General features: G+C 61.2%; 24 protein-coding genes. 9 read left to right on the forward strand and 15 right to left on the reverse strand.

All coding sequences use genetic code 11. The annotated features are described in order from the left end of the window. Positions 1-16: 16 nt before the first annotated feature. The 6 genes from TM49_RS07120 to TM49_RS07140 form a co-directional block, all read right to left on the reverse strand. A complete protein-coding gene (locus TM49_RS07120; RefSeq protein WP_045680203.1) occupies positions 17-1,354 on the reverse strand; it encodes an ATP-binding protein in 1,338 nt (445 codons plus the stop codon). Then, positions 1,355-2,068 carry a response regulator gene (locus TM49_RS07125; protein WP_045684913.1) on the reverse strand — a complete coding sequence of 238 codons (714 nt, stop codon included), beginning with the start codon at positions 2,066-2,068 and terminating at the stop codon, positions 1,355-1,357. 125 nt (positions 2,069-2,193) lie between these two features. Beyond that, a complete protein-coding gene (locus tag TM49_RS07130) occupies positions 2,194-2,961 on the reverse strand; it encodes a DUF3313 domain-containing protein (RefSeq protein WP_158498614.1) in 768 nt (255 codons plus the stop codon). Beyond that, on the reverse strand, positions 2,958-3,293 hold the full coding sequence (locus TM49_RS23360; protein ID WP_144409496.1) for a TRAP transporter large permease subunit: 336 nt from the start codon (positions 3,291-3,293) through the stop codon (positions 2,958-2,960). The genes TM49_RS07130 and TM49_RS23360 overlap by 4 nt, the downstream gene beginning before the upstream one ends. A gap of 36 nt (positions 3,294-3,329) precedes the next feature. Further along, positions 3,330-4,355, reverse strand: a complete 1,026-nt coding sequence (locus TM49_RS07135) for a LacI family DNA-binding transcriptional regulator (RefSeq protein WP_045680205.1) — start codon at positions 4,353-4,355, stop codon at positions 3,330-3,332. Between the two features lie 103 nt (positions 4,356-4,458). Further along, positions 4,459-5,640 (reverse strand): glycoside hydrolase family 88 protein, encoded by a 1,182-nt coding sequence (locus tag TM49_RS07140; protein WP_052699739.1) that lies wholly within the window; start codon positions 5,638-5,640, stop codon positions 4,459-4,461. Positions 5,641-5,943: 303 nt separating this feature from the next. Here TM49_RS07140 and dctP point away from each other — a divergent pair, with 303 nt between their 5' ends. From dctP to TM49_RS07155, 3 genes are all read left to right on the forward strand, one after another. Further along, the gene (gene dctP, locus TM49_RS07145; RefSeq protein ID WP_045680206.1) at positions 5,944-6,927 is read left to right on the forward strand and encodes a TRAP transporter substrate-binding protein DctP; all 984 of its coding nucleotides are present in this window, start codon (positions 5,944-5,946) and stop codon (positions 6,925-6,927) included. A gap of 108 nt (positions 6,928-7,035) precedes the next feature. Then, positions 7,036-8,964, forward strand: coding sequence for a TRAP transporter large permease (locus tag TM49_RS07150; protein WP_201777035.1), 1,929 nt, complete (start codon positions 7,036-7,038; stop codon positions 8,962-8,964). A 68-nt stretch (positions 8,965-9,032) separates the two neighbouring features. Further along, entirely contained in the window at positions 9,033-10,835 is a 1,803-nt protein-coding gene (locus TM49_RS07155) for a DUF2264 domain-containing protein (RefSeq protein WP_045680208.1), read from the forward strand. 158 nt (positions 10,836-10,993) lie between these two features. Here the strand turns inward: TM49_RS07155 and TM49_RS07160 are convergent, their stop codons facing one another. The 7 genes from TM49_RS07160 to TM49_RS07190 all read right to left on the reverse strand — a co-directional run bounded on the left by TM49_RS07160 (position 10,994) and on the right by TM49_RS07190 (position 17,156). Continuing rightward, complete coding sequence (locus TM49_RS07160; protein WP_045680209.1) at positions 10,994-11,779, reverse strand: gluconate 5-dehydrogenase; 786 nt, start codon at positions 11,777-11,779, stop codon at positions 10,994-10,996. A gap of 47 nt (positions 11,780-11,826) precedes the next feature. Further along, a complete protein-coding gene (gene kduI / locus TM49_RS07165; protein ID WP_045680211.1) occupies positions 11,827-12,669 on the reverse strand; it encodes a 5-dehydro-4-deoxy-D-glucuronate isomerase in 843 nt (280 codons plus the stop codon). A gap of 135 nt (positions 12,670-12,804) precedes the next feature. After that, entirely contained in the window at positions 12,805-13,281 is a 477-nt protein-coding gene (locus TM49_RS07170; RefSeq protein WP_045680213.1) for a NanQ anomerase/TabA/YiaL family protein, read from the reverse strand. A 152-nt stretch (positions 13,282-13,433) separates the two neighbouring features. Continuing rightward, positions 13,434-14,741, reverse strand: a complete 1,308-nt coding sequence (locus TM49_RS07175) for a TRAP transporter large permease (protein WP_045680215.1) — start codon at positions 14,739-14,741, stop codon at positions 13,434-13,436. Position 14,742: 1 nt separating this feature from the next. Continuing rightward, the gene (locus TM49_RS07180; RefSeq protein WP_045680216.1) at positions 14,743-15,258 is read right to left on the reverse strand and encodes a TRAP transporter small permease; all 516 of its coding nucleotides are present in this window, start codon (positions 15,256-15,258) and stop codon (positions 14,743-14,745) included. A 70-nt stretch (positions 15,259-15,328) separates the two neighbouring features. After that, the gene (locus tag TM49_RS07185) at positions 15,329-16,327 is read right to left on the reverse strand and encodes a TRAP transporter substrate-binding protein (protein WP_045680218.1); all 999 of its coding nucleotides are present in this window, start codon (positions 16,325-16,327) and stop codon (positions 15,329-15,331) included. A 49-nt stretch (positions 16,328-16,376) separates the two neighbouring features. Next, entirely contained in the window at positions 16,377-17,156 is a 780-nt protein-coding gene (locus tag TM49_RS07190; protein WP_244464813.1) for a GntR family transcriptional regulator, read from the reverse strand. Positions 17,157-17,873: 717 nt separating this feature from the next. Between TM49_RS07190 and TM49_RS07195 the strand changes: the two genes are divergently transcribed. The 6 genes from TM49_RS07195 to TM49_RS07220 all read left to right on the forward strand — a co-directional run bounded on the left by TM49_RS07195 (position 17,874) and on the right by TM49_RS07220 (position 24,682). Further along, positions 17,874-19,322, forward strand: coding sequence for a YfcC family protein (locus TM49_RS07195; RefSeq protein WP_045684920.1), 1,449 nt, complete (start codon positions 17,874-17,876; stop codon positions 19,320-19,322). 14 nt (positions 19,323-19,336) lie between these two features. After that, entirely contained in the window at positions 19,337-20,566 is a 1,230-nt protein-coding gene (locus tag TM49_RS07200; protein WP_045680222.1) for an arginine deiminase, read from the forward strand. A 13-nt stretch (positions 20,567-20,579) separates the two neighbouring features. Continuing rightward, the gene (gene argF / locus TM49_RS07205; RefSeq protein ID WP_045680223.1) at positions 20,580-21,581 is read left to right on the forward strand and encodes an ornithine carbamoyltransferase; all 1,002 of its coding nucleotides are present in this window, start codon (positions 20,580-20,582) and stop codon (positions 21,579-21,581) included. Positions 21,582-21,583: 2 nt separating this feature from the next. Further along, entirely contained in the window at positions 21,584-22,486 is a 903-nt protein-coding gene (gene arcC, locus TM49_RS07210; RefSeq protein ID WP_045680224.1) for a carbamate kinase, read from the forward strand. Between the two features lie 330 nt (positions 22,487-22,816). Next, positions 22,817-23,347, forward strand: coding sequence for an Hsp20/alpha crystallin family protein (locus TM49_RS07215; RefSeq protein ID WP_045684921.1), 531 nt, complete (start codon positions 22,817-22,819; stop codon positions 23,345-23,347). Positions 23,348-23,818: 471 nt separating this feature from the next. Further along, entirely contained in the window at positions 23,819-24,682 is an 864-nt protein-coding gene (locus TM49_RS07220) for a Crp/Fnr family transcriptional regulator (protein ID WP_082074647.1), read from the forward strand. A gap of 76 nt (positions 24,683-24,758) precedes the next feature. Here TM49_RS07220 and TM49_RS07225 read toward each other — a convergent pair whose 3' ends face one another. Both TM49_RS07225 and TM49_RS07230 read right to left on the reverse strand, forming a co-directional pair. Beyond that, on the reverse strand, positions 24,759-25,208 hold the full coding sequence (locus TM49_RS07225; RefSeq protein WP_045680226.1) for a host attachment protein: 450 nt from the start codon (positions 25,206-25,208) through the stop codon (positions 24,759-24,761). A gap of 91 nt (positions 25,209-25,299) precedes the next feature. Then, positions 25,300-26,085, reverse strand: coding sequence for a phosphoribosyltransferase (locus TM49_RS07230; RefSeq protein WP_342021359.1), 786 nt, complete (start codon positions 26,083-26,085; stop codon positions 25,300-25,302). Positions 26,086-26,135 lie beyond the last annotated feature (50 nt).

Genomic DNA, 26,135 nt, shown 5'->3' on the forward strand with positions numbered 1-26,135 from the left:
CGAGGATTGCAGGTGGCTATTCGGCGGGACCGGTTTGCCGCATCGGCGCGAAGGGCAGCAGCACGATGACCCTTACCCCGCGCCGGTCCCGCCTGTTTTCCAGCGTTATGCTGCCGCCATATGTCTCGAGGATCTGCCGGACGATGGAGAGCCCGAGACCCGTTCCCCCGAGGCCGCGGTTGCGTGACGGTTCGCCGCGAAAGAACGGCTCGAAGACCTGTGTCAGTTCCTCTTCCGGAATGCCGGGGCCATCGTCCTCGATCGTCAGACGCGCAAACCGTCCAGCGCTTCCCGTCGAGAGCCTGGCATGAGAGGCATAGCGAAGCGCGTTCGAGAGGAGATTGTCGATCACGCGACGCAGCGGCTGTTGCGGCAGGCTGACATCGAGGCGGCCCGGAGACGTCATCACCTCGATCCTGGTCTTCTCCAGATGCAGCTCCTCGACACAGCCCGAAACGAGGGCGTTGAGATCGACGGACTGGTTTGTCTGAACCGGCGAGGCGTCGCCGGCAAACAGAAGCGAGTCGTTCAGGAGTTGCTCCATCTGCTCGACGTCGACGATTGCACGTTCGCGATGCGGGCTTGCCGGCATCATCTCCAGGCGGAGGCGGAAGCGGGTGAGGTAGGTCTTCAGATCGTGCGAAATCGCGCCGATGAACAGCGTCCGGCTCGAAATCAGCCGGAGGATGCGATCCTGCATGTTGTTGATCGCCTTGATCAGCATGCGCAGTTCCCGCGCACCCCGCTCCTCCAGCCGGATCGGCTCGACGCGATTGCCGAGCCTGTCGACGCTTCGCGCAAGCCGGGTGATCGGCCGCGCCACCAACGATACGGCGATGACGGCGCCAAGCGAGATGGCAAGCGCGAAGATGGCGGCCATGAAGCCGATCGGCTTGTTCCAGACCCGGAGCGTGGCATCGTCGGCGATATGGAACACCGCGTAGTCGCCGCTCGTAAGCGGTATCGCCAGATCGACCACATAGGCCTTGCTCTCGCGGCCGCCCGGCACGATGGCGATGATCTGGCGGTCCGGCGCGTAGCCGTCGAGCGCCTTCTGGATGAGAGTGTACATGCCATCGAGACGATGATTGCCTTCGGAGGGCCTCGGCCTCACGGCGGCCACATCGACTGCAAAGCCGCTGACATTCGCCACGGCAAGTGCGCTGTCCCGGCGCTCCGGCGGCGTGCCGTCAAGCAGGCGGACGACGGCGACGACGTGCTCGGCGATCAGCAATCCCGGAGGCGCGAGCGAGCGGCTCTGGCCAAGATAGGCGACGAAGAAGGCGAGCTGCATCAGGAACATCGCAGCGGTGACGATCAGAGCAATCCGGGTGACAATGCCGAAATGCCGCATCTATCCGTCCCGGACGGTCGCGTTGAACAAATAGCCGGCATTGCGGACCGTCGTGATCAGCTGCACATCGTCCGGCAGGCAGGCAGCGAGCTTGTTGCGCAGGCGCGACACGGTGACGTCGATGGCCCGGTCATAGCTGCCCGATATCGTGCCGCGGGTGAAGTCGAGAAGCTGGTCGCGGCTCAGAACGCGTTTCGGGCGCTCGAGGAAGCAGGCCAGTAGATCGAATTCGGCAGTCGTCAACGGCACGATGTCTCCGTCCTCCGTCGCAATCGTGCGGGCGTCGATATCGACGACAAGGCCGGCGAAACGCTTGCTGGAAGACGGCCGGTTTGCAGGCTCCGTCCCCGTCCGCCGCAGGATGGCGCGGATACGGGCCAGCAATTCGCGGGGATTGAAGGGCTTGCCCAGGTAATCGTCGGCGCCGATTTCGAGGCCGATGATCCGGTCGATATCGCTGGTGCGGGCAGTGAGCATGATGATCGGCACCGAGGATTGCGCGCGCACGCGGCGACAGAAGGAAAGCCCGTCCTCATGCGGCATCATGATGTCGAGAATGATGATGTCCGGCCATTTGCGCGCGACGAACCGATCGGCGGCGGTGGCGCCGTCGGCCACGCGAACGTCGAAACCCTCGCCGTCCAGAAATTCGTCCAGCAGGTCCCGGATTTCCGGATCGTCCTCGATAACCAGGACCTTGACCGCCTGTTCCATTGCTGCGTTTTCCTTCCAGCGGCCTCTTGCCACTATGGTGACCTCGGCGGCGCTGCCTTCAGCGGCTGAAGCGCCGCCGAGGTCACCATAGTGGCAAGAGCGGCGGAAAGGCCAGTGCTTCCACTCTATCCCAGCAGCGCCTTGAGGCTTTCGGCGGCTTTCGATGCCCCGCGGTCGATGCCGGCCTTGGCCGCATCCAGAGGCCGGATACTGGCCGGGATGTTCAGCGCGCTCGGATATTGTCGCGTGACGAATGCGTAAACGAGCTTGTCCGTCCTGGAATCGAAGAATTCGACCGCATAGATGACCGAGCCGGAGAAATTGCTCTCCCTGTCGAGCCCGGCCTGGACGCCGGAAAGCACCAGGCCGACCGGCAGGACCTTGGTCACGGTGTTGACGACCGGCACACTCTGTTCCACGCCTGTGATCGTCAGGCGCATCTTCAGCACGCCCGGGCCGGTGGCAGGGGCGAGGATGCCCTGTTCGCCGAGTTCTTCGGTGAAGCGCTTGCGTGCGTAATTCGCAAGCGCGGTCCTGTCTTCTTCGGAAATGTTGCCGAACTGATTGTCGGCGCCGCGATAGACCTGCGCCGGCTCGAGCATGATCTTCGAATAGGGCGCAAAGGTCTCGGCCGTGATTTCGGTGCGGTAGGGGACGTGCCCGTCGGCATCGGTGGTATTGGGCTGAAGGCGTGCCGACGAGGCGAGGTCGCCATACTGAGTCGGCTCCGTCGCGCAGCCTGCAAGCAGCGCAAGCGAACCCAGCATCAGCATTGCGCGTGACGTCTTCGTCAGGCCCCGGCCTTTGCGGCGCGACACTGCCGGGGCAAGGCCGGGGGCAGCCTGGGTGTTGGCCCTTGATCGTCTGAAACGCCTCTCCTGGGCACGTATCATGCTTTTCCGTTCCTGCTGTTGCTGTGGCATCCGGGCAGCGTCGATCGACGCGTGGAGCGGTCATTGAAGGCCAGCCGTTTTGCCCGGCAATTGCAAACATGTTGCAGAATGTTGCAGCTTTCCCGGCCTGCCATGGCCGCAGCGTAGGCGAGCGATGAGCCGGAAACGGCGGTAAAGCCGGAACAGGAGAAGATCGGGACAGGCGGCGCCGCACCAGCTTGGTGGCGGCAAATAAGCCTGCCGGTGAGGCCTGAATGAAAGGCGACGAAACCCATCAACAGAAACATCGGCACTGCCGACATGGTGCAACTGGCGACGAAGGAATAGGGCATGTTCGACGGGATGCCGAAGGCCGGCGTGATCGGGCTTCAGCCTTCCTGCGCTGCGCCGGTGGATTGCCGGGAAATGAGGCGGACACCCATATTGATGCGCTCGACAGCGGCATTGGGCTGCGCCCAGCGTTCCATCAGCATGCGCACCGCCTTGCGGCCAAGCTGTTGGCGGTCGATATGGACGGTGGTCAGCGGCGGGGTGGAGTGCGCGCCGATGGAAAGATCGTCGAAGCCGACGACCGAAACATCCCCCGGAACCGAGAGACCGCTGGCTTTCAGCGCCTGGACCGTGGCGAGCGCGACGATGTCGGCGACGCAGAAGAAGGCGGTGGGCACGCTGTCGCGCGCCTTCAGAAAGCGCTCGACGCTCGCGCGCGCCTCGATGCTGACAAGGTTCGGGTCGCCGAGGTCGAGGACATGGCGCTCCGGATCGAACTCGATCCCGGCCTCCTCCAGCGCATCGCGGAAGCCGTCGAGCCGGCGCTTGATCGATTCGCGATGCGGATGCGTGACGTGGACGATGTCGCGGTGTCCGAGGTCGATGAGCATGCTGGTCGCCGCCCAGCCACCGAAGTGATAATCGGGTGAAACGCTGGAGATATGCATGTTGCGATCCATGCCGTTGATGATCACGGCAGGCGTTTCGGAGCGATGTACGGCTTCGGTGATGTCGCGGCGGTCGATGCCGATCAGCACCAGCGCGCTCGGCTCTTCGCCAAGAAGCTGGTCGATGTCGGCAACGGAAAGGGTGGCAGAGGCGATGACCCTGACATCGGTCGCCACCAGTTCGTTCGCCGCCTCCTGCAGCACGCCATCGACAATCTCGTTGTAGAATGTGTTGTTGGTAACGAACCGATCAAGCATCACGATCGTCAACCGGTCGGGCGTTGCGGCCTTGGCGCCGCGGCCCTGGTAACCCATCTCCGCAGCAAGCTTCAGTACCCGTTCCCGGTTGGCCGCACTGGCGCCGTCGCGATTGTTGAGCACTTTCGAGACCGTCGCGACCGAGAGCCCGGAGGCTTCTGCAAGGTCCTTCAGCGTCGGACCCTGTTTGATATCCATGATCTATTCCTCGCAACGCAGAGCAGCAAGTTTCCTTTGACAGGAAACTATCGCAGATGGCTACGTCTTTGCCAGCTTTGTTACGCGAGCTTCCGGTGCAAAACTACCAGAAGAAGCGCGTGTGGCCGAGCGAGCGCATCAGCGCTTCCATGAAATAGTAGTCGCCATAGGGCAGCATGGCATCGGTCTGGCCGGCGCGGACATGGGCCGCGCCATGGGCGAGAAGTCCCTGCGCGTCCGGGACCGTGGTCAGGTCGCATTGATCCAGCAATCCGTCGAGGAGGCGATCGGCGAGCCTGCGCCAGCGTTGGGCTTCCGCGCCCTCCAGGGCTGCGGCAAGGATGTAGAGGCCGGCCGACATGATGGCGCCGGCAGAGCTGTCGAGCGGACGCGGCTCATTGTCCGGGACGCTGAAATCCCAGACCGGCACGGTGGCATCGCCCATCAGCCGCTCCGTGGCTGCCGCCAGCGCACGGGCGGTTTCGAGATAGGCCGCGTTGCCGGTCGCCGCATGACACTGGGCAAAGCCGTGCAGCAGCCAGGCCTGGCCGCGCGACCAGCAGGAGCCATCGCGGTAGCCCTGATGGGTCTGGCCTTTCAGCGGTGCACCAGAGGCCGGATCGAAGAGGTAGGTGTGGAAGCTGGTGCCGTCTTCACGGACAAGATACCGCCGGCTGGTCTCGGCATGTGCGTCGGCGACGATGCGAAAGTCCTCGATCGCCGTTTCGCGATGGGCCCAGTAGAGCAGCGCCAGGTTCTGGATGCAGTCGGCGATCATGCGGCCGTTCACATAGGCGGCACGGTCGCGGTCGACCGTGCCGGTCGGGTTCCACGCCTGGATATAGCCGCCTTCCTCGCGAAAACGGGCGAGCAGCAGGCCGGCGGCTTCCAGGGCCATGGCGCGGGCTTCGCGATCGCCGGTCATCTGCCAGTCGGCCACCGAATGCAGCGAGAACTGGAAGCCGAGGTCGTGGTCGCGGACCTTGCGGTGCTCGAGGATGTAGCGGAAATCCGGCCGCCGCGCCTGGGCCGCATTGCGGAAGGCCACATCGCCGGTGAGCTGGTAGGCCAGCCATAGCTGCCCGGAGTGAAAGCTGATCACCCAGTCGCCGGGATTGCAGAAATGCCAGCGATCGCCTTCTCCGCCGATCTTCGGGTTGCGCAGCCCGATCGTCGGCATCGTGTCAGCGAGCCTGGCAACGACGCGCTCAAGCGCTTTTTGATGTTCGATCCTGGCGCGTGGAACGGCACGGCTGGCGAAATAGGGATTGGCGGGAGCGTTCATGGCGAATGTCCGTTCACGGTCAGTTGAATGTGACGCTTTTCTATCACGGGCGCAAATTTCTTCAATGAGAAAAATTTCGTTTATTTAGAAAGTTTCTGTGGCGCCGCTGAAATGATCATGCTATCCGCTTTGGACATTGATCGGCCTCGGTGCTTGTTTGCTGGGAGGGCCGCACCGAAGCACGTTGCGTTGCAATGTGTGCCGGACGGCCTCAAACAACGAGGGCAATGTTCGAGATAGCGCCGAACCGATCAGTGGCGGCGGGCCATCCGTTTGAACGATTGACACCTCAGGAGGAATTCCATGAACCTTTTCAAGAAAGCTCTGCTGATCGCAGGCGCTGTTGTCGCGCTCAGCGCGAATGCACAGGCAGCAACCTACAAATTCGCCGTCAACATCGCCGACAACGGCTCGACTGCGGAAGCCCTCCACGATTTCGCCGATGGCGTGGAAGAGCGCACCGATGGCCGCGTCAAGATCAAGTTCTTCTGGAACGGCGTGCTCGGCAGCCAGGACAGCTATCTGCAGCAGATCCAGAAGGGCGTCGTCGATCTCGGCCTCGTCAACAGCGCGACGCTCGAGAACCTGATCCCCACCTTCGGCGCTATCAACCTGCCTTATGTCTTCCGCACGGCTGACGAATACGGCAAGGTCATGGACGATCCTGCGGTCAAGGAGGTGCTGTTCACCTCTGCTGCCGAACATCGCTTCGCACCGCTTGGCTATCTGAGCTCGGGCTTCCGTTCGCTCTACGTCACCAAGCCGGTCGAAGACATCTCGGGCCTGGCTGGTCTCAAGATCCGCACCATGTCGAGCGCGACCTATATCGAGATGCTGCGCCGTTTCGGTGCCGTGCCGACGCCACTTGCCCGCTCCGAACTCTTCGCCGGCATGCAGCAGGGCGTGGTTGACGGCGCCGAGGGTGGCCTCGCAGGTCTTTACGATGGCAAGCTCGGCGAAGTCGCCAAGTGGGCACTGAAGACCGATCAGACCCGTCTCACCGACTTCACCGTCACCAGCCTGCAGTTCCGCGAAAAGCTCGAGCCCGAAGACCTGACGATCGTCGAGGAAGAGTTTGCGCGCGTCAGTGCCGACACGCTGGCGGTTGCCGACAAGCACCAGAACGAAGCTGCGGAGATGGCTGCCAAGGAATATGGCGTCACCATCGTCGACATCGACACGGCACCGCTGATGGAAGCCGTCGAGCCGATGTATGAGGAAGCTCGCAAGGACGAAGGCAAGCGTCAGCTGCTCGATACGATCTTCGAGATCGAAGGCCGCAACTGATCCCCGGCACTCCAGAAGGCGGCCTGATGGCCGCCTTCCTTCCAGGCACAACAAGATTTCGTATCGCCGTTGGCTGTGGCCATCGGCTCGGGTGGAAAGAATCCTGACATGACGCAGGAAAGTACAGGGGCCGCCCAGGGCGGCAGCGGCTGGAAAATGCTGCTCGCCCTTTCGCGGGCCGTCGCTCTGGTCCTCAAATATATCCTCCTCCTGTTCCTCGCCCTGATGAGCGTGCTCATCATCTACCAGGTCGTGGCGCGGTTCATCTTCAACAATCCCAGCGCCTATACGGAGGAGCTGCTGAGCTTCCTGCTCATCTGGCTCGGCATACTCGGCGGCGCCTTCTGCTTCATGGAGGGCCGGCACCTCAACCTGCCGCTTCTCATCGACATGCTTGGCGAGCGTGGCCAGCACCGGCTGCGGGCCATCAATGCACTGCTGACGCTCGGCTTCGGCGTGGTGATGTGCATCGGCGGATATCATTCGATCGTCGATGGCATGATGACCGTTTCGCCCATGCTCCGGCTGCCGATGGGCTGGCTGCAGAGCGTGCTGCTGGTCACCGGCGTGGCGATCGTGCTGTCGCAGCTGCTCGAGCTTGCCACGCTCATTCATGAAGACCGTCGGAATCTTCGCAGCGTCGCCATCATTGCCGGTGTCATGGTGCTGCTGATCGTGGCGGTGGCCTTCGCCCGCCAGACGGCGACCTATGAATATCTCGTCGACGAATATCTGATGACCTTTTCGATGGTCGTTCTGTTCGGCGCCTTCTTCACCTTCCTTATTCTCGGCACGTCGATTTCGGCGGGACTTGCGCTTGCCGGTATTTTCACGCTCAGCCTGCAGATCGACTTCGGCTCGCTGTCGTCGACCATCGGCGAGCAGATCTTCGGCGGGCTCGATCACTTCGGCTTCCTGGCGCTGCCGTTCTTCGTGCTTGCCGGCGCAATCATGAACCAGTGCGGCATTGCCCATCGGCTGATCGACTTCGCCATGCTGATCGGCCGGCGCATCCCCGGTTCGCTGTGGCAGACGAACGTGCTGGCCAACATGCTGTTCGGTTGCCTTTCGGGCTCCGGCATTGCGGCGGCCACCGCTATCGGCAACATCATCGCCCCGATCGCCCGCGAGAACAAATACGACATGCCGATGACGACCGCCGTCAACGCGGCCTCCGCGCCAACCGGAATGCTGATCCCGCCCACCGGCGCCTTCATCGTCTATTCGCTGATCACCGGCGGTTCGGCCTCCATCGTCGCGCTCTTCCTTGCCGGTTATTTCCCGGGCATCGTCATGGGGCTTGCGGTCATGGTCGTCGCCTATGTCTATGCCCGCAGGCGCGGCTATGCTTCCGACAAGAGCCCCTTCCGTCTGGCCGAGGTCGCCGGCGTTCTCTGGCGGGCGATCCCGAGCCTCGGGCTCGTCGTGCTGGTCATCGGCGGCATTGTCGGCGGTGCCTTCACCGCGACGGAAGGTGCAGGCGTGGCCGTGCTTTACAGTCTGGTTCTGGCCATCTGCTATCGCAAGCTGACGCTGGAGAAGTTGATCCGGGTCGGCATGGAAACGATCTATGCCTCCGGCGTCATCCTGTTCCTGATCGCCTGTTCCGGCCTGATGAGCTGGAGCATGACCTTCGCCAGCATTCCCGACCAGATCGGCGAGATTCTGACGAGCATTTCCAGCAACAAATACGTGATCCTGCTGATGATCAACGTGGCGCTGCTGATCGTCGGTACCTTCATGGACATGTCGCCGGCGATGCTGATCTTCACGCCGATCCTGTTTCCGGTCGTCACCGATCTCGGCGTCGATCCGGTCCATTTCGGTGTCATTATCGTCTACAACCTGTGCATGGGCATCGTCACCCCGCCGGTCGGAACCGTGCTGTTCATCTCCGCCTCGATCACCGGCGAGAAGATCACCCGCGTCATCCCGCCGCTTTTGCCGATCTTCACGGTGCAGTTCATCGGCCTGCTGGTCGTCACCTATCTGCCGGCCTTCAGTCTCGCGCTGCCACGCCTGTTTGGCGTGATGTAAGGCCCACAAGAGAGACGCAGGGCCGCCGACATTCAGTGCGGCGGCCTTTTCATTCCGGGACAGTTTCCATGGCCTATTACGAAAAATTCCAGAACAATCCGATGCGCAGCCGCGCGGACTTCCAGCGGTGCGTCTGCGACCTGTTCGAGCCTCTGGTGGCCCGACTGGAGACGCAGGGCGCGGCGCTTGATCTTCATGAGGGCGGCGCCCACTACGACATGAAGTCGAGTTCGCTCGAAGGTATTGCCCGCCCGCTCTGGGGCATCGTGCCGCTGACCCGCGGCGGCGGTCATTTTGCACACTGGCCGCTGGTGCGGAGGGTGATCGCCGAGGGCACCGATCCGGAAAATCCGCACTTCTGGGGCGATCCCGGCGATATCGACCAGCGCTCCGTCGAAATGGCTGCCTTCGGCCTGATGCTGCTGATGGTGCCAGGGGAGGGGTGGCATCCCTTCAGCGAGAGCGAAAAGAACAATCTCGCCCGATGGCTTTCGCGCATCCAGTATCAGAGGATGCCGAACAACAACTGGCTGTTCTTCACCGTCATCGTCCAGGAGGCGTTGAAATCCGTCGGCCGGGTCGATCTCGTGGAGGCGGCCCGCGAGGCCGAATGCCTCAATCGTCTTGCCGGCTGGTATCGCGAAGGCGGCTGGTATGGCGATGGCGACGGGCAGGGGGTCGATCACTATGGCGGCTTCGCCATGCATTTCTACGGTCTGCTCTACGCGCTCTATGCCGACAAGCCGGACGAGAGGCTCGCTGCCCTGTTCCGCGAGCGTGCCGATATCTTCGCCGAACCCTTCGCGCACTGGTTTGCCGACACCGGCGAAACGCTCGCCGTCGGTCGATCGCTGTCCTATCGCTTCGCAACCTCCGCTTTCTGGGGTGCGCTCGCCGTCTCCGGCCAGACGCCGCTATCGGTGGCCACGATCAAGGGATTGTGGGCGCGGCAGATCCGCATCTGGCGCGACAAGCCGATCTTTTCCGCCGATGGCATCCTGTCGCGCGGCTATGACTATCCAAGCCTTTTCGTCTGCGAGGAATACAATTCCCCGACCTCTCCCTATTGGGCCATGAAGGCGTTCCTGCCGCTGGCGCTTCCGGAGGATTCGCCGTTCTGGACCGCCGACGAGGCGCCGCTGGCGCTTGGCGACGATGTCGTCGAAATGCCCGGCGGACCGATGATCGCCCAGCGCGTTGAGGGCCATGCTATCGTTCACTACGCGGCCCCCGTCCATCGCAAGGTGCAGGCGGACAAATACAACAAGTTCGCCTACTCGACCCGCTTCGGCATGGAAGTGAACGCGTTGCAATATGCCGAGATGGGTAAATTCGGCGACAATATTCTCGCCTTCTCCTTCGACGACGGCGCCAACTGGCAGATGCGGCTTGAAAACAAGGCGGCGGAAATCCGTGACGGCAAGCTGATCGCGCGATGGCGATCGGGTGACCAGTGTGTTGAAACGGAGATCGCGGTCATCGGCGGCGGTGTTTTCTCCCGAACCCACCGTTTCATCCTCGATCGGCCTGCTCTGGTCGTGGAAACGGGCTTTGCGGTGGACCGCTGGTATCGCGAATTCACCCTCATCGAACCGCCGCTCGAGCGCCTCGGCAAGTCGCCGATAGCTGGTGCGGAAGTCGCAATTCAGGGCCAGAACGGGATTTCGGGGATTCGCAGTCTCGATGGATATTCCAAGACGCCATCTGTTGCGCTGCGTACGCACATGAACGTCGTTTCGCCCCGAACGGCGATACCGTATCTGCTTGCCGCTCTTCCGGCCGGAGAACACACGATCGTCGACGCGTTCGCGGTATCGCCCGAAGCGAGACCCGTAGTCTGGCCAGAGGCCGTTCTCCACGCGAGCGTCTGATCGTTCGACGCTTCCGGCAGCAAGCGCAGACGCCGGTCTGGCGCATGTCAGATGATCGCGTTCGCGCCCCTCAGCAAAAAAGAGGCCCGGCCGGAAACGCCCTTGCCGAAATGGCAGGGACGTCTCCGGCCGGGCCGAAGCGTCTAGCGGTCAGCCAATCAGGGCTGCTTGCCGATATAGGCGAGGATGCCGCCGTCGACATAGAGCACGTGGCCGTTGACGAAATCGGAGGCTGCCGAGGCGAGGAAGATGGCCGGGCCCTTCAGGTCCTGCGTCGTGCCCCAGCGGTTGGCAGGGGTCTTGGCAAGGATGAAGGAGTTGAAGGGGTGGCCGGGCTCGCGCAGCGGTGCGGTCTGCGGCGTTTCGATATAGCCGGGGCCGATGCCGTTGCACTGGATGTTGTAGGAACCATATTCCGACGCGATATTGCGGGTCAGCATCTTCAGACCGCCCTTGGCAGCGGCATAGGCCGATACCGTCTCGCGGCCGAGTTCGCTCATCATCGAGCAGATGTTGATGATCTTGCCGGAGCGGCGTTCCATCATCGACGGCAGCACGGCCTTGGCCATGATGAAGGGGGCCGTCAGGTCGATGTCGATGACCTTGCGGAAATCCTTGGCTTCCATCTCGTGCATCGGCGTGCGGGCGATGATGCCGGCATTGTTGACGAGAATGTCGACCGGGCCGACATCTTCGGCGATCTGGGCGACCATTTTCTGAACCGAAGGTTCATCGGTGACGTCGCAGATATAGCCCTTGGCATCGATGCCGGCTTCCTTGTAGGCGGCAACGCCCTTGGCCAGGAAGTCTTCGTTGATGTCGTTGAAGACGATGGTCGCACCGGCTTCGGCCAGTGCCGAAGCGATCGAGAAGCCAATGCCGTAGGAGGCGCCGGTGATCAGCGCGACCTTGCCAGTGAGGGAGAAATTGTCTGCAAAACTCATGGATCGGTTCTTTCCGTTCTAGAGGTTCATTGGAGTGAGGACGACGATCAACGCAGTTCGTTGATCGGGATCTGGTCCATGTCGTTGAAGGTCAGGTTCTCGCCACCCATCGCCCAGATGAAGGTGTAGTTGGTCGTTCCGCAGCCGGCGTGGATGCTCCAGGACGGGCTGATGACGGCCTGTTCGTTCTGAACGAGGATGTGGCGGGTCTGCTTGCCTTCGCCCATCATGTGGAACACCGACTGATCTTCGGGCAGGTTGAAATAGGTGTAGATTTCCATGCGACGCTCATGGGTGTGCGCCGGCATGGTGTTCCAGACATTGCCGGGTTCCAGCTGGGTCAGGCCCATGGAAAGCTGGCAGGTTTCCAGAACGTCGGGGTGGATGAACTGGTTGATGACGCGCTTGTTGGCGGTCTTGTTGTCGCCCATCGGCACCTTCTTGGCGTCAGCCATCTTCAGGAAGGTGGTCTTGCAGGATTTGTGGGCCGGAGCCGAAACCATGTAGAACTTGGCAGGCTTGGCCGGATCGGCGCTCTTGAAGGTCACCGTCTTGGTGCCGCGGGTGATGTAGAGGCAATCCTGGTAATCGAGATTGAAGGTCTCGCCATCAGCTTCGATCGAACCGGCGCCACCGATGTTGAAGATACCGATTTCGCGGCGTTCCAGAATGTAGTTGGTGCCGAAGGTCTTCATGCACTCGATACCCTTGTCGAGCGACACGGTTTCGGAAACCGGCATGCAGCCAAAGGTGACCATGCGGTCGATATGCGAATAGACGGCAACCACCGCGTCGGCGACATAGAGGTTTTCGATCAGGAATTCGTCGCGCACTTCCTCGGTGTTGTAGCGCTGGAAGTCCTTCTGATTGACGGAATAGCGAATATCCATGGTTCAAGTCTCCTTCTTTCGTTTTGAAGCGCTCCGCCGCGAGCGGCACGCGCTTCCTGAATTTGAAAAGTCATTGGCCAAGCTGCGTCAGTGCGCCTTGATTTGCATTGACTTAAGCCAGCCGCCGCGCGGTTTTCACGGGGTCGCCTCAACCCGGACCTTCACAACCACCTTGCGGACGGCCTTGCCCGGTTCAGCCACCGCGCAGCCGGGACGATGCACATCCCAGGGGTAGAACACGGCGTAGCTTCCTGCCGGCATCATCAGCGATGTCTCGCCGGCAACCGTGTCGTAGAAGAGAATGTCGCGTTCTTCGGCGTGGTCTTCCACGGCGCGCATTCCGGCGTTAAGGGGCGCAAAGCCGATGGCTTCCTCACCGGAAACGACATACTGGATGTCGAAATAGCGGATATGGGATTCCGGTCTGTTGGCTTCGGCGGGACGGGTGTCATAGTCCTGCACGGAGGCGAAGATCCGGTCCCCGTCGATCTCGATCCTGCCTTCCGGCGCATTTTCGAGATTGGTTTCCTTCAGGAAGCGGAGTCCTTCCAGAACCGCTTCCGGCAGCGTCGCCTGTTCGAGATCGACATTATCGAGGCGTCCGTAGATCACAGTCTTATCTCCTTGGAACCCCGCCGGTCCGGGGCGGATGGCGACGGCACTTGCGTCGTGCCACCCTTCAATTATCGGCAACTCTCACGCGGTCCGGCATCTGCGTGGAGCCGTTCCGGCGGCCCCTTGGCGGGGTCGCCGGCTTGCGGTTTTTACTGGATCAGGCCGGCTGCGCGCGGCAGCGCCAGCGAGAGTTCCGGTACGAAGGTCACCAGCATCAGCATGGCGACGAGGATGACGAAGAACGGAAGCAGAGGCTTCACGACCTGTTCGATCTTCAGATCGGCGATGCGGCAACCGACGAACATGATCGGACCGACCGGCGGGGTGATGGTGCCGATGCAGAGGTTGAAGACCATCAGCACACCGAAGTGGACCGGATCGATGCCGAGCGAGATGGCGATCGGCAGGAAGATCGGTGCGAAGATCAGGATCGCAGGCGTCGGGTCCATCACGCAGCCGAGCAGCAGCAGGACCACGTTCATGATGATCATGATCAGGATCGGGTTGTCGGTGATCGACAGCAGCGACGAGGCGATGATGTTCGGGATCTGCGCATAGGCCATGATCCAGCCCATGATCGACGACACACCGATCATGAAGATGATCATTGAAGTCGTCTTGACCGTTCCGAGCAGCAGCTCCGGGAGCATCTTGATCGACAGCGTGCGGTAGGCGAACGACAGTACCGTGACGTAGACAACCGCGATCGCGCTGGCTTCCGTCGGCGTGAAGATGCCGGAGATGATGCCGCCGACGACGATGACGATCATCGCAAGTGCCGGGATGGCTTCGATCGTGGTCTTGAAGTTGGTCCTGAAGTTGGCGACGCGTTCGGCCTTGTAGCCGGCCCGGCGGGCAAAGAAGATCACCGGCACCATGCAGGCCAGCCCCCAGAGAATGCCCGGCAGATAGCCGGCCATGAACAGGGCGGCCACAGAAGAACCACCGCTTGCGAGCGAGTAGATGATGAAGGTGTTGCTTGGCGGGATCAGCATGCCGGCTGGCGCCGAGGCGATGTTGGCAGCGGCTGCAAACTTCGGATCGTAACCATCGGCCTTCTGCTGCGGCCCCATGGCGCCACCGATGGCGGCAGCGGCTGCAACACCCGAACCGCTGATCGCGCCGAAGAGCATGTTGGCAACGATGTTGGTCTGGATCAGCGCACCGGGAACGAAGCAGATCAGCGCCTTTGCGAAGTTGATCAGCCTCCGCGCTATCCCTCCTGTCGTCATGATATTGCCGGCCAGGATGAAGAACGGGATCGCCAGAAGCGAGAATGAGTTGATGCCGGCGAAGATGCGCTGTGCGGAGGTGATTGCCATGCGGTCGAAGCTGAAGATGGTGGCCATCGCCAGCACGGAACCGATGCCCATGCTGACACTGATCGGCACGCCGATCATCAGCAGGATCGGGATGGAAATGAGTAGGATAAGACCTATGTCGGCTGCGTTTGCCATTTTATTTGGCCTCCCCTTCGGCGCTCTGTGCATTCACAGGGCGGAGAAATGCGAGAATGTCGTTCCAGATGTTGTAGAGGCAGTAGAAGGCGGAGAAGGCACCACAAAGCGGCAGCGCGATATAGATCTGGCCGGTTCTCAGGAACGGCATGGCTGCGTTGGTCTGGCGCATCGTCCTGTCGACGGCATCAAGACCGCCAATCAGAAGAATGCCGACGACAAAGAGCAGGATCAGAACATCTGTTGCGATCTGGAAGCTTGCCTTCCAGCGTGGTGACGAAAAGGCTTCGACAAAGAGCCCGATATTCATGTGTCCTCTCTCTCCGAACAGGAGAGCGGCGCCCAGAAGGACCAGCCAGACAAACATGATCTTCGCCAGCTCTTCCGACATCGCGCCGGCGCCGCTGAACACATAGCGGTTTACCACCTGCCAGGTCACGACAACCGTCAGAAGACCACACAATGTGATGCAGATCGTTGCCAGAAGCCGGTCGACCCAAAGCTTGATCGTATGCATAGCAAGTTACTTTCTCATCCCGGACGGCCCCGGAAATCCCGGGACCGCCACCAGGCTGTTGGTGTTTTGATTATTGAGCTTCGCCGTGCATCTGGGCGTAGATCTTCTTGGTGACGTCGCTGGTGAGCTTCTGCTCGGTCAGCGGACGGACGGCGTCGCGGAAGGGCTGAAGGTCAACCTCGTTGAACGTCGCGCCGGCTTCTTCGGCGAGAGCACGGGACTTGGCCGCATCTTCGGCAAAGACGTCGAATTCGTAGTCGGCGGCCTTCTGCAGTTCTTCCGTGAAGATCTGCTTCACGTCGTCGGGAAGGTCTTCATACATGTCGACATTCATCACCAGATAGTCAGGGATCATCAGGTGCTGCGTGTAGGAGAAGTACGGAGCGATTTCCGAGTGCTTCAGCGACCAATAGGTGACTTCGTTGTTTTCGCCGCCATCGAGAACGCCGGTCTGGATCGCGGTGTAGACTTCGCCCTGACCCATTGCGATGCCGTTGCCGCCCATCATGTTCATCATGTCGATGTTGGTCTGCGACTGCATCACGCGGATCTTTTCGCCGGACAGATCGGCAGGCGTTTCGACCGGACGATCCTTCAGGTAGACGTTGCGCGAACCGGCCGTGAAGGCGGCGACGACGACGATGCCCTGATCGGCAACCGAGTTGTAGAGATCGCCGACGATTTCAGGATTGTTCACGACCGACTTCTGGTGCTCCATGCTGTCGAATACGTAGGGCAGGTTGAAGACGACGAAATCGGGGTTCCAGCTTTCCAGGAGGCTGGCGGCGGCGAGCGACATGGCGATCGTGCCCGTCTGCGCCATTTCGACGGTTTCCTTCTGGGCGCCGAGCAGTTCGTTCGGGAAGATCTTGACGGTGTATTCGCCGTTGGTGCGCTCGGCGAGCGCTTCACCGAAGCGTTCCATCGCCTTGTACTGCGGATGGGTTTCCGGCTGGTTGAACGCGATTTCGAACACGGTCTCCGAGAAAGCCGGGCTTGCGCCAAAGACGGCGCCGAGAGCGATGGCGCTGACACCTGCCAGCTTGAGGGTATTTTGTACGGTCTTCATGATTGCCTCCCATGAGGATAGTGACTTCAGATTTGCCGGCCGGATCAGATTAGCGGGGCCGACTTTCGCTTTGAGAGGCGATGTTCGCATCGCCCCACTTCTCGTAGACGTTGTTGATGTCTCCGATGAAATAGTCAGGGTTGAGATCGCGGATCGGACGCAGGTCCTCCGCGCTCAGGCCCTCGAGATGATGGGTCATCGCCGCAACGGCGCGCTCCGCATCCTTGTCCGCCAGCGCGTCGACGATTTCGGCGTGCTCGACGATGACGCGCTCCATGCGGTTGATCTGCGGCAGCGTCATGCGGCGGTAGCGGTCGACCTGCAGCTTGACCTGTTCGATGATCTTCCAGATGCCGGGATAGCCGCCGGCAACCGCGATCGCCCGATGCAGCGCCTCGTCGGCGGCATGGAACTGCTCGCTGTCGCCCGCATCCGTGCGCTCGCGCTGCAGCACCAGAAGCGCCCGCATGTTGGCGATCTCGCTGCCCTGAACGCGGGCGGCGGCGGCGCGGACATTCACCTGCTCCAGCGCGGTGCGGGCGACCTGGGCTTCGAGAAGCGAGGCGACCGGGATCTTCGAAACGGTGGTGCCCGATTTCGGAACGATATCGACCAGCTGCTCTTCAGCCAGCCGCAGCAAGGCTTCGCGGACCGGCGTGCGGCTCAGACCGCTCTCGGCGGCGATTTCCTTTTCGCTGATCGGGGCACCGGGCAGGCGCTGAAGCGACACGATCTCGTAGCGCAGGCGGCGATGAACAATCTGAGTGGCCGTCGCGCCGCGGCTTGCACTTCCTGTGATGTCTATCATGCTGTCAGATGAGTATCCCATCTGCGCCTCCATCGTTTGTTGTATATCTTATATACCAGTTATATAAGCTCGACAAGATCCCGCAAAATAAAGGTAAATATTTGAATTTTAACAAGAAAGATTAGCGCTCTTGGCGTTCGTCAAGTCTGGCGGTGAAAAATCTCAATCAGGGACTAATCGGCGACAAGCCTGATCTCTCCTGCTGCAATCAGCTCACCCGCAAGCCGGGATGCAGGTGTGAGACGAGTCTGCGGGCCGATCATCGCTGCGCGGGTCTCCGCTTTGGCCGCCAGATCGCGCAAGGTGCGCGCTTGGGGCAGAGCAATGCCCGGTAAACCAATCGCACGCGTGTCTCGCATATTTCCTTGATCCGTCGTTCAACAGCGGCCTGACCGACGCGGCGAATGACATGCCTCGAAACATCCCGTCAGGCGGCAGGCCCGCGTATTTTTTCTTTCAGGTGAAATAGGTCGCCTGACTGGTCCCGGCAGAGCACGAAGTCGGGCACTGGTCGGCAACACGCCTTGTCTGTCCTGTCGCCCTGTGAGGGAAGCGTTGCGCTGATCAGGCGAATTTCCGTCTGCGCCTGAAGAGCTCGGTTGGAATCGCGCTGGCGACTCATCGCGGTGCGTTAACCGCCGTCAATGCACCAACGCCTAAAATCGGATTAGGTCTTTCTCCTCACGCCCGGTTTCTATGCAAATCGGGGTTGCTTTTTTTGCAGCTGGAGAAAGCATCATGACCGATCAAATCAAGCCGCAGGCCGATCCGGCGCCAGAGCTTACGTCCCGTTTTCCGACAGCCTACACGATCCTGTTTCTTTTGATCGTGCTGGTGGCCGCGCTGACCTGGATCATTCCGGCCGGCCAGTATGACCGGGTGATGAATGCGGACGTCGGCCGCGAAATCGCCGTCGCCGGCACCTATCACGAGGTCGCTCCGAACCCGCAGGGCTTCGTCGATGTGATGCTGGCGCCGATTGCCGGGTTCTACAATCCCGACAGCTATGTGGCCAACGCCATCGACGTGGCGCTCTTCGTCCTGTTTCTCGGCGGCTTCCTTGGCGTGGTGAATGCCACGGGCGCGATCGACAGCGGGATCAGGGCAGCGATGTCGGCGATGAAGGGGCATCAGATATGGATCATCCCGATCATGATGGGCCTGTTCGCCGTCGGAGGCACCACCTATGGCATGGCCGAGGAGACGCTGGCCTTCTACGCCATTTTGATCCCGGTCATGATCGCCGCCGGCTATGATACCGTGACCGGGGTCGCGATCATTCTGATCGGCGCGGGCATCGGCGTGCTCGGATCGACGATCAACCCCTTCGCCACCGTGATTGCCTCCAACGCGGCGAGCATTCCCTTCACCGACGGCTTGATCCTGCGTCTGGTGCTGCTGCTCGGCGGTCTGGCGATCTGCGCGGCCTATGTCATGCGCTACGCCCATCGGGTCCGGACCGATCCAGCGCGCTCGGTCGTCGCCAAACAGCTCGAAGCGCATAAGAAAATCTTCCTGCAGAAAAGCACAGGCGAAGCGGCCGAGGCGCGGATGAGCGGTATCCAGAAATGCGTTCTGGTGATTTTCGCGGCAACCTTCGCGGTAATGATCTGGGGCGTTTCCAGTCAGGGCTGGTGGATGGCGCGGATGAGCGCGCTGTTCCTCGGCTCGGCGATTGTCATCGGGCTTGTCTCGCGGCAGGGCGAGAAGCAGTTGACCGGCAATTTCGTCGACGGCGCGCGCGATCTTCTGGGCGTGGCGCTCGTGGTCGGGCTGGCGCGCGGCATCGTCGTCATCATGGAACAAGGGCTGATCGCCGATACGATCCTGCACGGCGCGGAACAGTCGCTCGGCGGTCTCGGGCATCTCACTTTCATCAATCTGATGTTCTGGATCGAACTCGGCATGAGCTTCTTCGTGCCATCCTCGTCGGGGCTTGCCGTGCTGTCGATGCCGATCCTGGCGCCGCTTTCCGACTTCGCCGGCGTCGGCCGCGACCTGGTGGTTACGGCCTATCAGTCCGCCAACGGGCTGGTGAACCTGATCAACCCGACCTTCGCGGTGGTCATCGGCGGGCTCGCCATCGGGCGGGTGTCCTATGACCGCTGGATCGTCTTCATCTGGCCGCTGATGCTGATCCTCCTGGTCTTCATCTCGGTCGTGCTGAGCATCGGCGCATTGTTTTGAAAGAGAGGTCGCTCATGACCAGTCATGAACTTGGCGTTCATTCCGAAAGCGGCAAATTGCGGCAGGTCATCATCTGCCGGCCTGGCCTCGCGCACCGGCGGCTGACGCCCGACAATTGCGAGGCACTGCTTTTCGACGACGTGTTCTGGGTCAAGCAGGCGCAGAAGGATCACGACGCCTTTGCCGAGGCGATGCGCAATGAAGGCGTCGAGGTGCTGGAGACCGGCGCGATGCTGGCGGAGGTTCTGGACAGCCCGGAGGCTCGCAAATGGGTGCTCGGCAACCGCATTTCGGCCACTCATGTCGGCATCGGCATGCAGAAGGAGTTGCGGGACTGGATGGATACGCTGCCCGGCGCCACGCTTTCCGAATATCTGATCGGCGGGCTGACGGTCGCCGACCTGCCGTTTGCCGCCGATGGCATGTTCGGCAGCTATCTCGGCTATCATGGCTTCATCCTGCCGCCGCTGCCGAATTTCCTGTTCACCCGCGACAACTCGGCCTGGATCTATGGCGGCGTCACGCTGAACCCGATGTACTGGCAGGCGCGCCGCCCGGAAACCCTGCTGACCGCGGCGATCTACCGGTACCATCCGAAATTCGCGGGCAAGGTCGAGGTCATCTGGGGCGATCCGCTGGCCGATCACGGGCTTGCCACGCTGGAAGGCGGCGACCAGATGCCGGTCGGCAACGGTCTGGTGCTGATCGGCATGGGCGAGCGCACCTCGCCGCAGGCCGTGGGGCTTCTGGCCGAGGCGCTGTTCAGACAGGGCCGCGCCGAACGGGTGATGGCCTGCCAGATGCCGAAGGAGCGCTCCGCGATGCATCTCGACACTGTCTTCACCTTCTGCGGCGGCGATGTCGTGACCAGCTTCAAGGAAGTTGCGGAAGAAATGACCTGCTACGATCTGCACCCCGGCGAGAACGGCAAGCCGATCGACATGCGCCACGATAGCCGACCGCTGTTCGAGGTCGTGGCCGATGCGATGGGCTTCAGGCGGCTGAAGGTCATTCCCACCGGCGGCAGCGATCCATTCGAACAGTCGCGCGAACAATGGAACGACGGCAACAATGTGCTGGCGCTGAGACCCGGCGTGGTCATGGGCTATGACCGCAACGACGACACCAATGCGGCGCTGCGCGCCGAAGGCATAGAGGTGATCGAGCTGCCGGGCGCGGAACTCGGACGCGGGCGTGGCGGCAGCCGCTGCATGTCCTGCCCGACAATGCGCGATCCGGCCTGAGGAGAATAGAGCCATGGCTTACAATCTGAAGAACCGTCATTTCCTGACCCTGCGTGATTTCACCCCGCGGGAGATCGCCTTCCTGCTCAAGCTCGCGGCCGATCTGAAGTCGGCGAAATATGCAGGCACCGAGGTGCCGACGCTCACGGGCAAGGAGATCGCGCTGATCTTCGAGAAGGACAGCACCCGTACCCGCGTCGGCTTCGAGGTGGCGGCCCATGATCAGGGCGCGACCGTCACCTATCTCGGGCCCTCGGGCAATCACATGGGCCACAAGGAAACCGTCAAGGACACCGCGCGCGTGCTGGGCCGGGTCTATGATGCGATCGAGTATCGCGGCTTCGGTCAGGAGGTTGTGCTAACACTCGCCGAATGGTCGGGCGTGCCGGTCTATAACGGGCTGACGGACGCGTTCCACCCGACGCAGATCCTTGCTGATTTCCTGACCATGCAGGAACATTGCGACAAGCCCTTGCGCGAGATCGCCTATTGCTTCATGGGCGACGCCGGCAACAATATGGGTGACAGCCTGCTGATCGGCGGGGCCAAGATGGGCATGGACGTACGGCTCTGCGCGCCGGAAAGCCTTTGGCCGACGGTTGAAATCCGCGCGGAGGCTGAAGCGATCGCGGCGGAAACCGGCGCGCGGATCATGCTGACGGAGAATGTGGACGCGGCGGTGAAGGGCGCAGATTTCCTCTACACCGATGTCTGGGTCTCCATGGGCGAAGCTAAGGAGAAATGGGCCGAGCGCATAGACCGTCTCAAGCCCTATCAGGTCACGCGCGCGGTGATGGAGAAGACCGGCAATCCGCGCACGAAATTCATGCATTGCCTGCCCGCCTTCCACAACACCGAGACCAGCATCGGCCGGGAAATTTTCGAACATTTCGGCCTCGATGCGATGGAAGTGACCGACGAGGTGTTCGAAAGCACCGCCTCGATCGTTTTCGATCAGGCGGAAAACCGGATGCACACCATCAAGGCGGTTCTGGTCGCCACGCTGGGAGGCTGATCATGCTTGTCGTGGCGGCGCTTGGCGGCAATGCGCTCCTGAAACGGGGCGAACCGCTGACGGCGGAAAACCAGCGCGCCAATGTCCGTGAGGCCGCGCATGCGCTGGCCGGCATCGTCAAGGCGGGGCACCGGCTGGTCATCACCCACGGCAACGGCCCGCAGGTAGGGCTTCTGGCGCTGCAGGGCGCGGCCTACAAGCCGGACGAGGCCTATCCGCTGGATGTGCTCGGGGCCGAGACCGGCGGCATGATCGGCTACATGATCGAGCAGGAGCTGGAAAACGCGCTCGATCATGCGCAGCCGGTCGCCACGCTCTTAACGCAGGTTGTCGTGGACGGGCGTGACCCGGCCTTCGGCAATCCGACAAAATTCATCGGGCCGGTCTATGAGCGCGAAGAGGCCGAGGCGCGCGCCAAGGCGGCCGGCTGGTTCATCGCCGCGGATGGCGACAAGTGGCGGCGGGTGGTGCCCTCGCCCGCGCCGAAGGAAATCCCGGATATCCGGGTGCTGAGGCTTCTGCTGGATCAGGGCGTGATCGTGATCTGCACGGGCGGCGGCGGCATTCCCGTGCTGCGCCTGCCCGATGGCAGCATGATCGGCATCGAGGCGGTGATCGACAAGGACGCCGCCAGCGCCCTTCTGGCGCAACAGCTCAAGGCCGATGCCCTGCTGCTTTTGACCGACGTGGACGCGGTCTATCGGAGTTTCGGTACGCCAGACGAGGCGGCGATTGCCGAACTTTCGCCCGGGGAGGCCCGTGCGCTCGACCTCCCGGCCGGGTCGATGGGGCCGAAGATCAGGGCCGCCGCGGATTTTGCCAGCCATGGCGGCCTGGCCGGGATTGGCCGGCTCGATCAGGCCATCGCCATTCTGGAGAAGCGGGCCGGCACCCGCATCGATTGATCTTGTCGGAATATGTCCTGTGCTCAGGTGTGTAACAGGCATGCCGGAGGGTTGGCGGTCTCCCAAAAGCCCTCTTTCGACAAAGGGGTAAAACAGCCAGCCGTTCAGTCTGGAGGCTTTTTGCAGGCTTGCCTGCCAGCAGGAATCGATACGCTGCACCGTCGCCGGACGGATATTACTTCGGCATCCAAAGAGCGCGGAAACATTGATAGCCGTCAATGCGTGTGGCGGTACCTCCGCGATCATAGAAGATCGGCCGACGCCGCGCGCGCAGCCCGTTAAGGCATAACGTGCAGTCCCGGCTCAAATGGTTAGCTGAGGAGAATGATGATGAACGACAAATCCAAATCCGTTTCGGTATCGAAATCGTCCGAGGCAGGCAATGCCGTAAGGCAGAATAGTCCGGCAGTACATCAGCTGCGCAACGAGATTGATCGCCTTTTCGACAACTTCGGCCTTTTCGACTGGGGAGGGCCCTTTACCCGCAGCCGTCGTTCCCGGTTGTCGGGCCGGGAGGGAAGCTGGAATTATGTCCCCGCCGTTGACATTGTCGAAACTGGAAAGGCATTCAAGCTGACTGCGGAGCTACCCGGCATGGATGCCGACGATATCGATATCAAGCTTTCCAATGGCTCGATCATCATACGGGGCGAGAAGGAAGATAAATCGGAAACCAGGGACGAGAACTTCTTCTTTTCCGAACGGCAATACGGCTCATTCCGCCGCACCTTCTCCCTGCCGGAGGGCATTGATCGCGACAAGATCGAGGCCAAGTTTGCCAAAGGTGTGCTGACGGTCACGCTTCCGAAGCTGCCGGAAGCCATAAAGGCGGACAAGAATATCACCGTCAAAGCGGACTGATCTCGAAATCGAATTTCAGTACAGATCAAAGCGCCGTTTCGGTAACACGGAGCGCCGTGCGTCCGATTGGAGCAGGTTCAGCTGAAGTCGGTGCCGGTTCATTGTCCGCAATTGCGCAAAAACCATGAGAAAGCGTGTTTCCGCATTTCGAAGAAGCGCGAAAACACGCTTCGACCCTTCGGATTGTGTGCCCGGTCCTTCGGACAAGCCTGAAGCTGGCGCAGCTTACGGAGCGAATTTTCAGAAAACCGACAAACCCGCGCTTTCAGGACATTAAACCCGCCACTCCCAAACGAAATTCGCCTCAAGCAGAGATGTTCGTCATCGACGTATCGATGCAACAGCTTTTTTGTTACTTGGCCATATTGTTACCCATGATAGAATTTATTGCGCATAAACGCCTTGCGAGCATGTAAGGCGGGGTATTCGGTTGCTGTGATCTTCGCAAAAGATTGCAGAGGAGTGTGCAACATGTCGATGGTAGCCATTCGCAATGCGCAGCTTAGATGTGCGGCCTGCCCGGCCCGAGAAGGCGGTATCTGCGGTGCTGCAGGGCCGTTTGCTCAGTCCTTGCTGTTCCTGAATTCGTTCTCTGTCAGCTATGACAAGGGAGAGACAATTCTCCCGCAGGGGGACGTCGCAGAACGGATCGGGATTATCCTGGGCGGGACTGTCAAGTTGGTCAATATGGCCGCGGATGGTCGGCAAACGATCATTGCGCTTCTCGGAAGGACCGATCTCATCGGAAACCCAGCGGGTGCCTGCACCCGGTTTTCCTATGAGGCGGCTTCACCCGTCAGGGTTTGCATGATGACGCGCACGGCCCTTGTTCAGGGAATGCGCGAGGACAGCGACATCGCCGTCCGGCTGGTCGAACTGATTTCCAGACAGGCGGAGGAGGTGGAGGAATGGCTGACGCTGTTCAACTGCCGGACAACCCTGCAGCGGCTTGCGGGCTATCTGCATGCACTGGCGCAGGTGGCGTCGCGCCGAAAGTCTGCGCCAGACGGCATCGTTCTCGACATTCCGGTCTGCCGAAAGGATCTCGCAACCTTTCTGGGAACCACGCCGGAAACGCTGTCACGGAATTTTCAGCGGCTTGCGCGACAGCATATCCTGACGCTGGTGAGCGGCAGTCGTGTTATCGTGACAAACGTCGGCGCGCTCGGAAGGGTCGCTGGCAGCAGCGGCGACGAGCTGCAATCGATTTTATGCCTGCCGACCTTGCCCGCGAGCGAAACGGGCGGTGCCTTCGCAGACGCAAGGTCAGAAAACATAGTGACACGAAGACCGGCTGGTGTAGATCATCGCCGTGCATCGGGAAACCGGGTCTGATTTTGCCAGGCCCCGGCGAAGGAAGGGCCCCGCAGTATTCCGAGTTCGGTGAGCGGTGCAGGCGCGGGCGCACGTATCAGGACGTCAGCTTGCGGACGATCTCATCTACGGGAAAATTGACCAGGTCCTTGCTGACGGTCATCACGATGCGCGCACTGTCTTCAGTGGCGGCAAGTTCTTCGCGCAAGGCGGCGAGCGACCGCGGCGGAGCGACCAGAACCAGCCGGTCGGCTCCTTCCTTCGCGGCGATCCCGTGGACGTGTCGGGCAACCTCCCCAATGAAGCGGCGTCCTTCGACTTCATGGTAATTGGTTATTTCAACCGCGCTTTTATGCGTGCCCCAGACAACACGTCCCGGAGCGTCCGCTCCCTGTTCATGGGCGGCAGGGTTGGGGTCCGCCTCCAGATGTTTCAGCATGATCAGTTTCGGCGATTGACCTGTCGCGGCATTTATCAGGATCAGCGCCTTGCTGAAATCTGCGACAACGACAATAGCGCCATTGGGAATTAGGTCACCCTTTTCCATTCTGACCTCCAAACGAGACTGACGGATATTGGTGCCGATCAAGACACGAAACCCGTCTCACCTCGTTGACGCCTGTCAATCCCGGACCGCGTCAGCCGGTACAATTCTTTGGTGAGCGCATGTCTCCGTGGAATGTCCCGAGTATCGCCAGCACCTCGCCGTCTCCAAGCTGCCTGAAGTCCGAATAATGACAGCTGATTGCGTCATCCGCGCCCAGTTCTTCAAGGCAGATAAATGCGTCCGCCAGTGCGCTTAACTTCGGCGCGGCATCTGCCGGGGCGACGGGAACGGCAACAATGACCTTTTCCGGCTTCAGCAGTTTCAGACCCTTGAGGGCAGCGAGCATCGTGGCCCCCGTGGCGATGCCGTCGTCAACCACAATGACCGTCCTGCCGGTAAGGTCGATGGCTGCTTTTCCACGGCGATAGACACGCTCGCGGCACATGAGTTCCTTCAGTTCCTGGTCCCTGACCCGATCAAACATCGTATTTGAAATGCCTGCGCGCCGAATGATGTCTTCGTTGCGCGCAACCACCATATCGGGCATCAGAAAGAGCGCGCCCATGGCGACTTCCGGTGCGAATGGCACACCTATCTTCCGCACGAGTAAAACATCGAGCGATGTGTCGAGACGTTCGGCGATCTGCGCCGCGACGGGGACGCCGCCGCGCGGCAAGGCAAGAACGACAGGGGTCTCATTTTTCAGATAGGCTAGCGCGGCGGCAAGCCGTCTGCCGGCGTCAATCCTGTTTGCAAAGGTCAATTGTCGGATACTCCCTGGCTTCGGGCCAACGCGCAATTGCAGCGATCGTTGCAGCCCGGTCAGCAGGGCACGATTCAGTCGTGCGTTTCCGCCTCCATCATTGATGGCCGTCAATGATCCGCATCCCTATCGCGACCACGATTTCGGTCCCAGCAATCTACGGA

This window comes from Martelella endophytica, from assembly GCF_000960975.1.
Lineage (GTDB): Bacteria > Pseudomonadota > Alphaproteobacteria > Rhizobiales > Rhizobiaceae > Martelella > Martelella endophytica.

Excerpts from the sequence above, each read along its gene's own strand:
- TM49_RS07120 (WP_045680203.1), bottom strand. The coding sequence starts at position 1,354 with ATGCGGCATTTCGGCATTGTCACCCGGATTGCTCTGATCGTCACCGCT.
- TM49_RS07125 (WP_045684913.1), bottom strand. The coding sequence starts at position 2,068 with ATGGAACAGGCGGTCAAGGTCCTGGTTATCGAGGACGATCCGGAAATC.
- TM49_RS07130 (WP_158498614.1), bottom strand. The coding sequence starts at position 2,961 with ATGATACGTGCCCAGGAGAGGCGTTTCAGACGATCAAGGGCCAACACC.
- TM49_RS23360 (WP_144409496.1), bottom strand. The coding sequence starts at position 3,293 with ATGCCCTATTCCTTCGTCGCCAGTTGCACCATGTCGGCAGTGCCGATG.
- TM49_RS07135 (WP_045680205.1), bottom strand. The coding sequence starts at position 4,355 with ATGGATATCAAACAGGGTCCGACGCTGAAGGACCTTGCAGAAGCCTCC.
- TM49_RS07140 (WP_052699739.1), bottom strand. The coding sequence starts at position 5,640 with ATGAACGCTCCCGCCAATCCCTATTTCGCCAGCCGTGCCGTTCCACGC.
- dctP (WP_045680206.1), top strand. The coding sequence starts at position 5,944 with ATGAACCTTTTCAAGAAAGCTCTGCTGATCGCAGGCGCTGTTGTCGCG.
- TM49_RS07150 (WP_201777035.1), top strand. The coding sequence starts at position 7,036 with ATGACGCAGGAAAGTACAGGGGCCGCCCAGGGCGGCAGCGGCTGGAAA.
- TM49_RS07155 (WP_045680208.1), top strand. The coding sequence starts at position 9,033 with ATGGCCTATTACGAAAAATTCCAGAACAATCCGATGCGCAGCCGCGCG.
- TM49_RS07160 (WP_045680209.1), bottom strand. The coding sequence starts at position 11,779 with ATGAGTTTTGCAGACAATTTCTCCCTCACTGGCAAGGTCGCGCTGATC.
- kduI (WP_045680211.1), bottom strand. The coding sequence starts at position 12,669 with ATGGATATTCGCTATTCCGTCAATCAGAAGGACTTCCAGCGCTACAAC.
- TM49_RS07175 (WP_045680215.1), bottom strand. The coding sequence starts at position 14,741 with ATGGCAAACGCAGCCGACATAGGTCTTATCCTACTCATTTCCATCCCG.
- TM49_RS07180 (WP_045680216.1), bottom strand. The coding sequence starts at position 15,258 with ATGCATACGATCAAGCTTTGGGTCGACCGGCTTCTGGCAACGATCTGC.
- TM49_RS07185 (WP_045680218.1), bottom strand. The coding sequence starts at position 16,327 with ATGAAGACCGTACAAAATACCCTCAAGCTGGCAGGTGTCAGCGCCATC.
- TM49_RS07190 (WP_244464813.1), bottom strand. The coding sequence starts at position 17,156 with ATGGGATACTCATCTGACAGCATGATAGACATCACAGGAAGTGCAAGC.
- TM49_RS07195 (WP_045684920.1), top strand. The coding sequence starts at position 17,874 with ATGACCGATCAAATCAAGCCGCAGGCCGATCCGGCGCCAGAGCTTACG.
- TM49_RS07200 (WP_045680222.1), top strand. The coding sequence starts at position 19,337 with ATGACCAGTCATGAACTTGGCGTTCATTCCGAAAGCGGCAAATTGCGG.
- argF (WP_045680223.1), top strand. The coding sequence starts at position 20,580 with ATGGCTTACAATCTGAAGAACCGTCATTTCCTGACCCTGCGTGATTTC.
- arcC (WP_045680224.1), top strand. The coding sequence starts at position 21,584 with ATGCTTGTCGTGGCGGCGCTTGGCGGCAATGCGCTCCTGAAACGGGGC.
- TM49_RS07215 (WP_045684921.1), top strand. The coding sequence starts at position 22,817 with ATGAACGACAAATCCAAATCCGTTTCGGTATCGAAATCGTCCGAGGCA.
- TM49_RS07220 (WP_082074647.1), top strand. The coding sequence starts at position 23,819 with ATGTCGATGGTAGCCATTCGCAATGCGCAGCTTAGATGTGCGGCCTGC.
- TM49_RS07225 (WP_045680226.1), bottom strand. The coding sequence starts at position 25,208 with ATGGAAAAGGGTGACCTAATTCCCAATGGCGCTATTGTCGTTGTCGCA.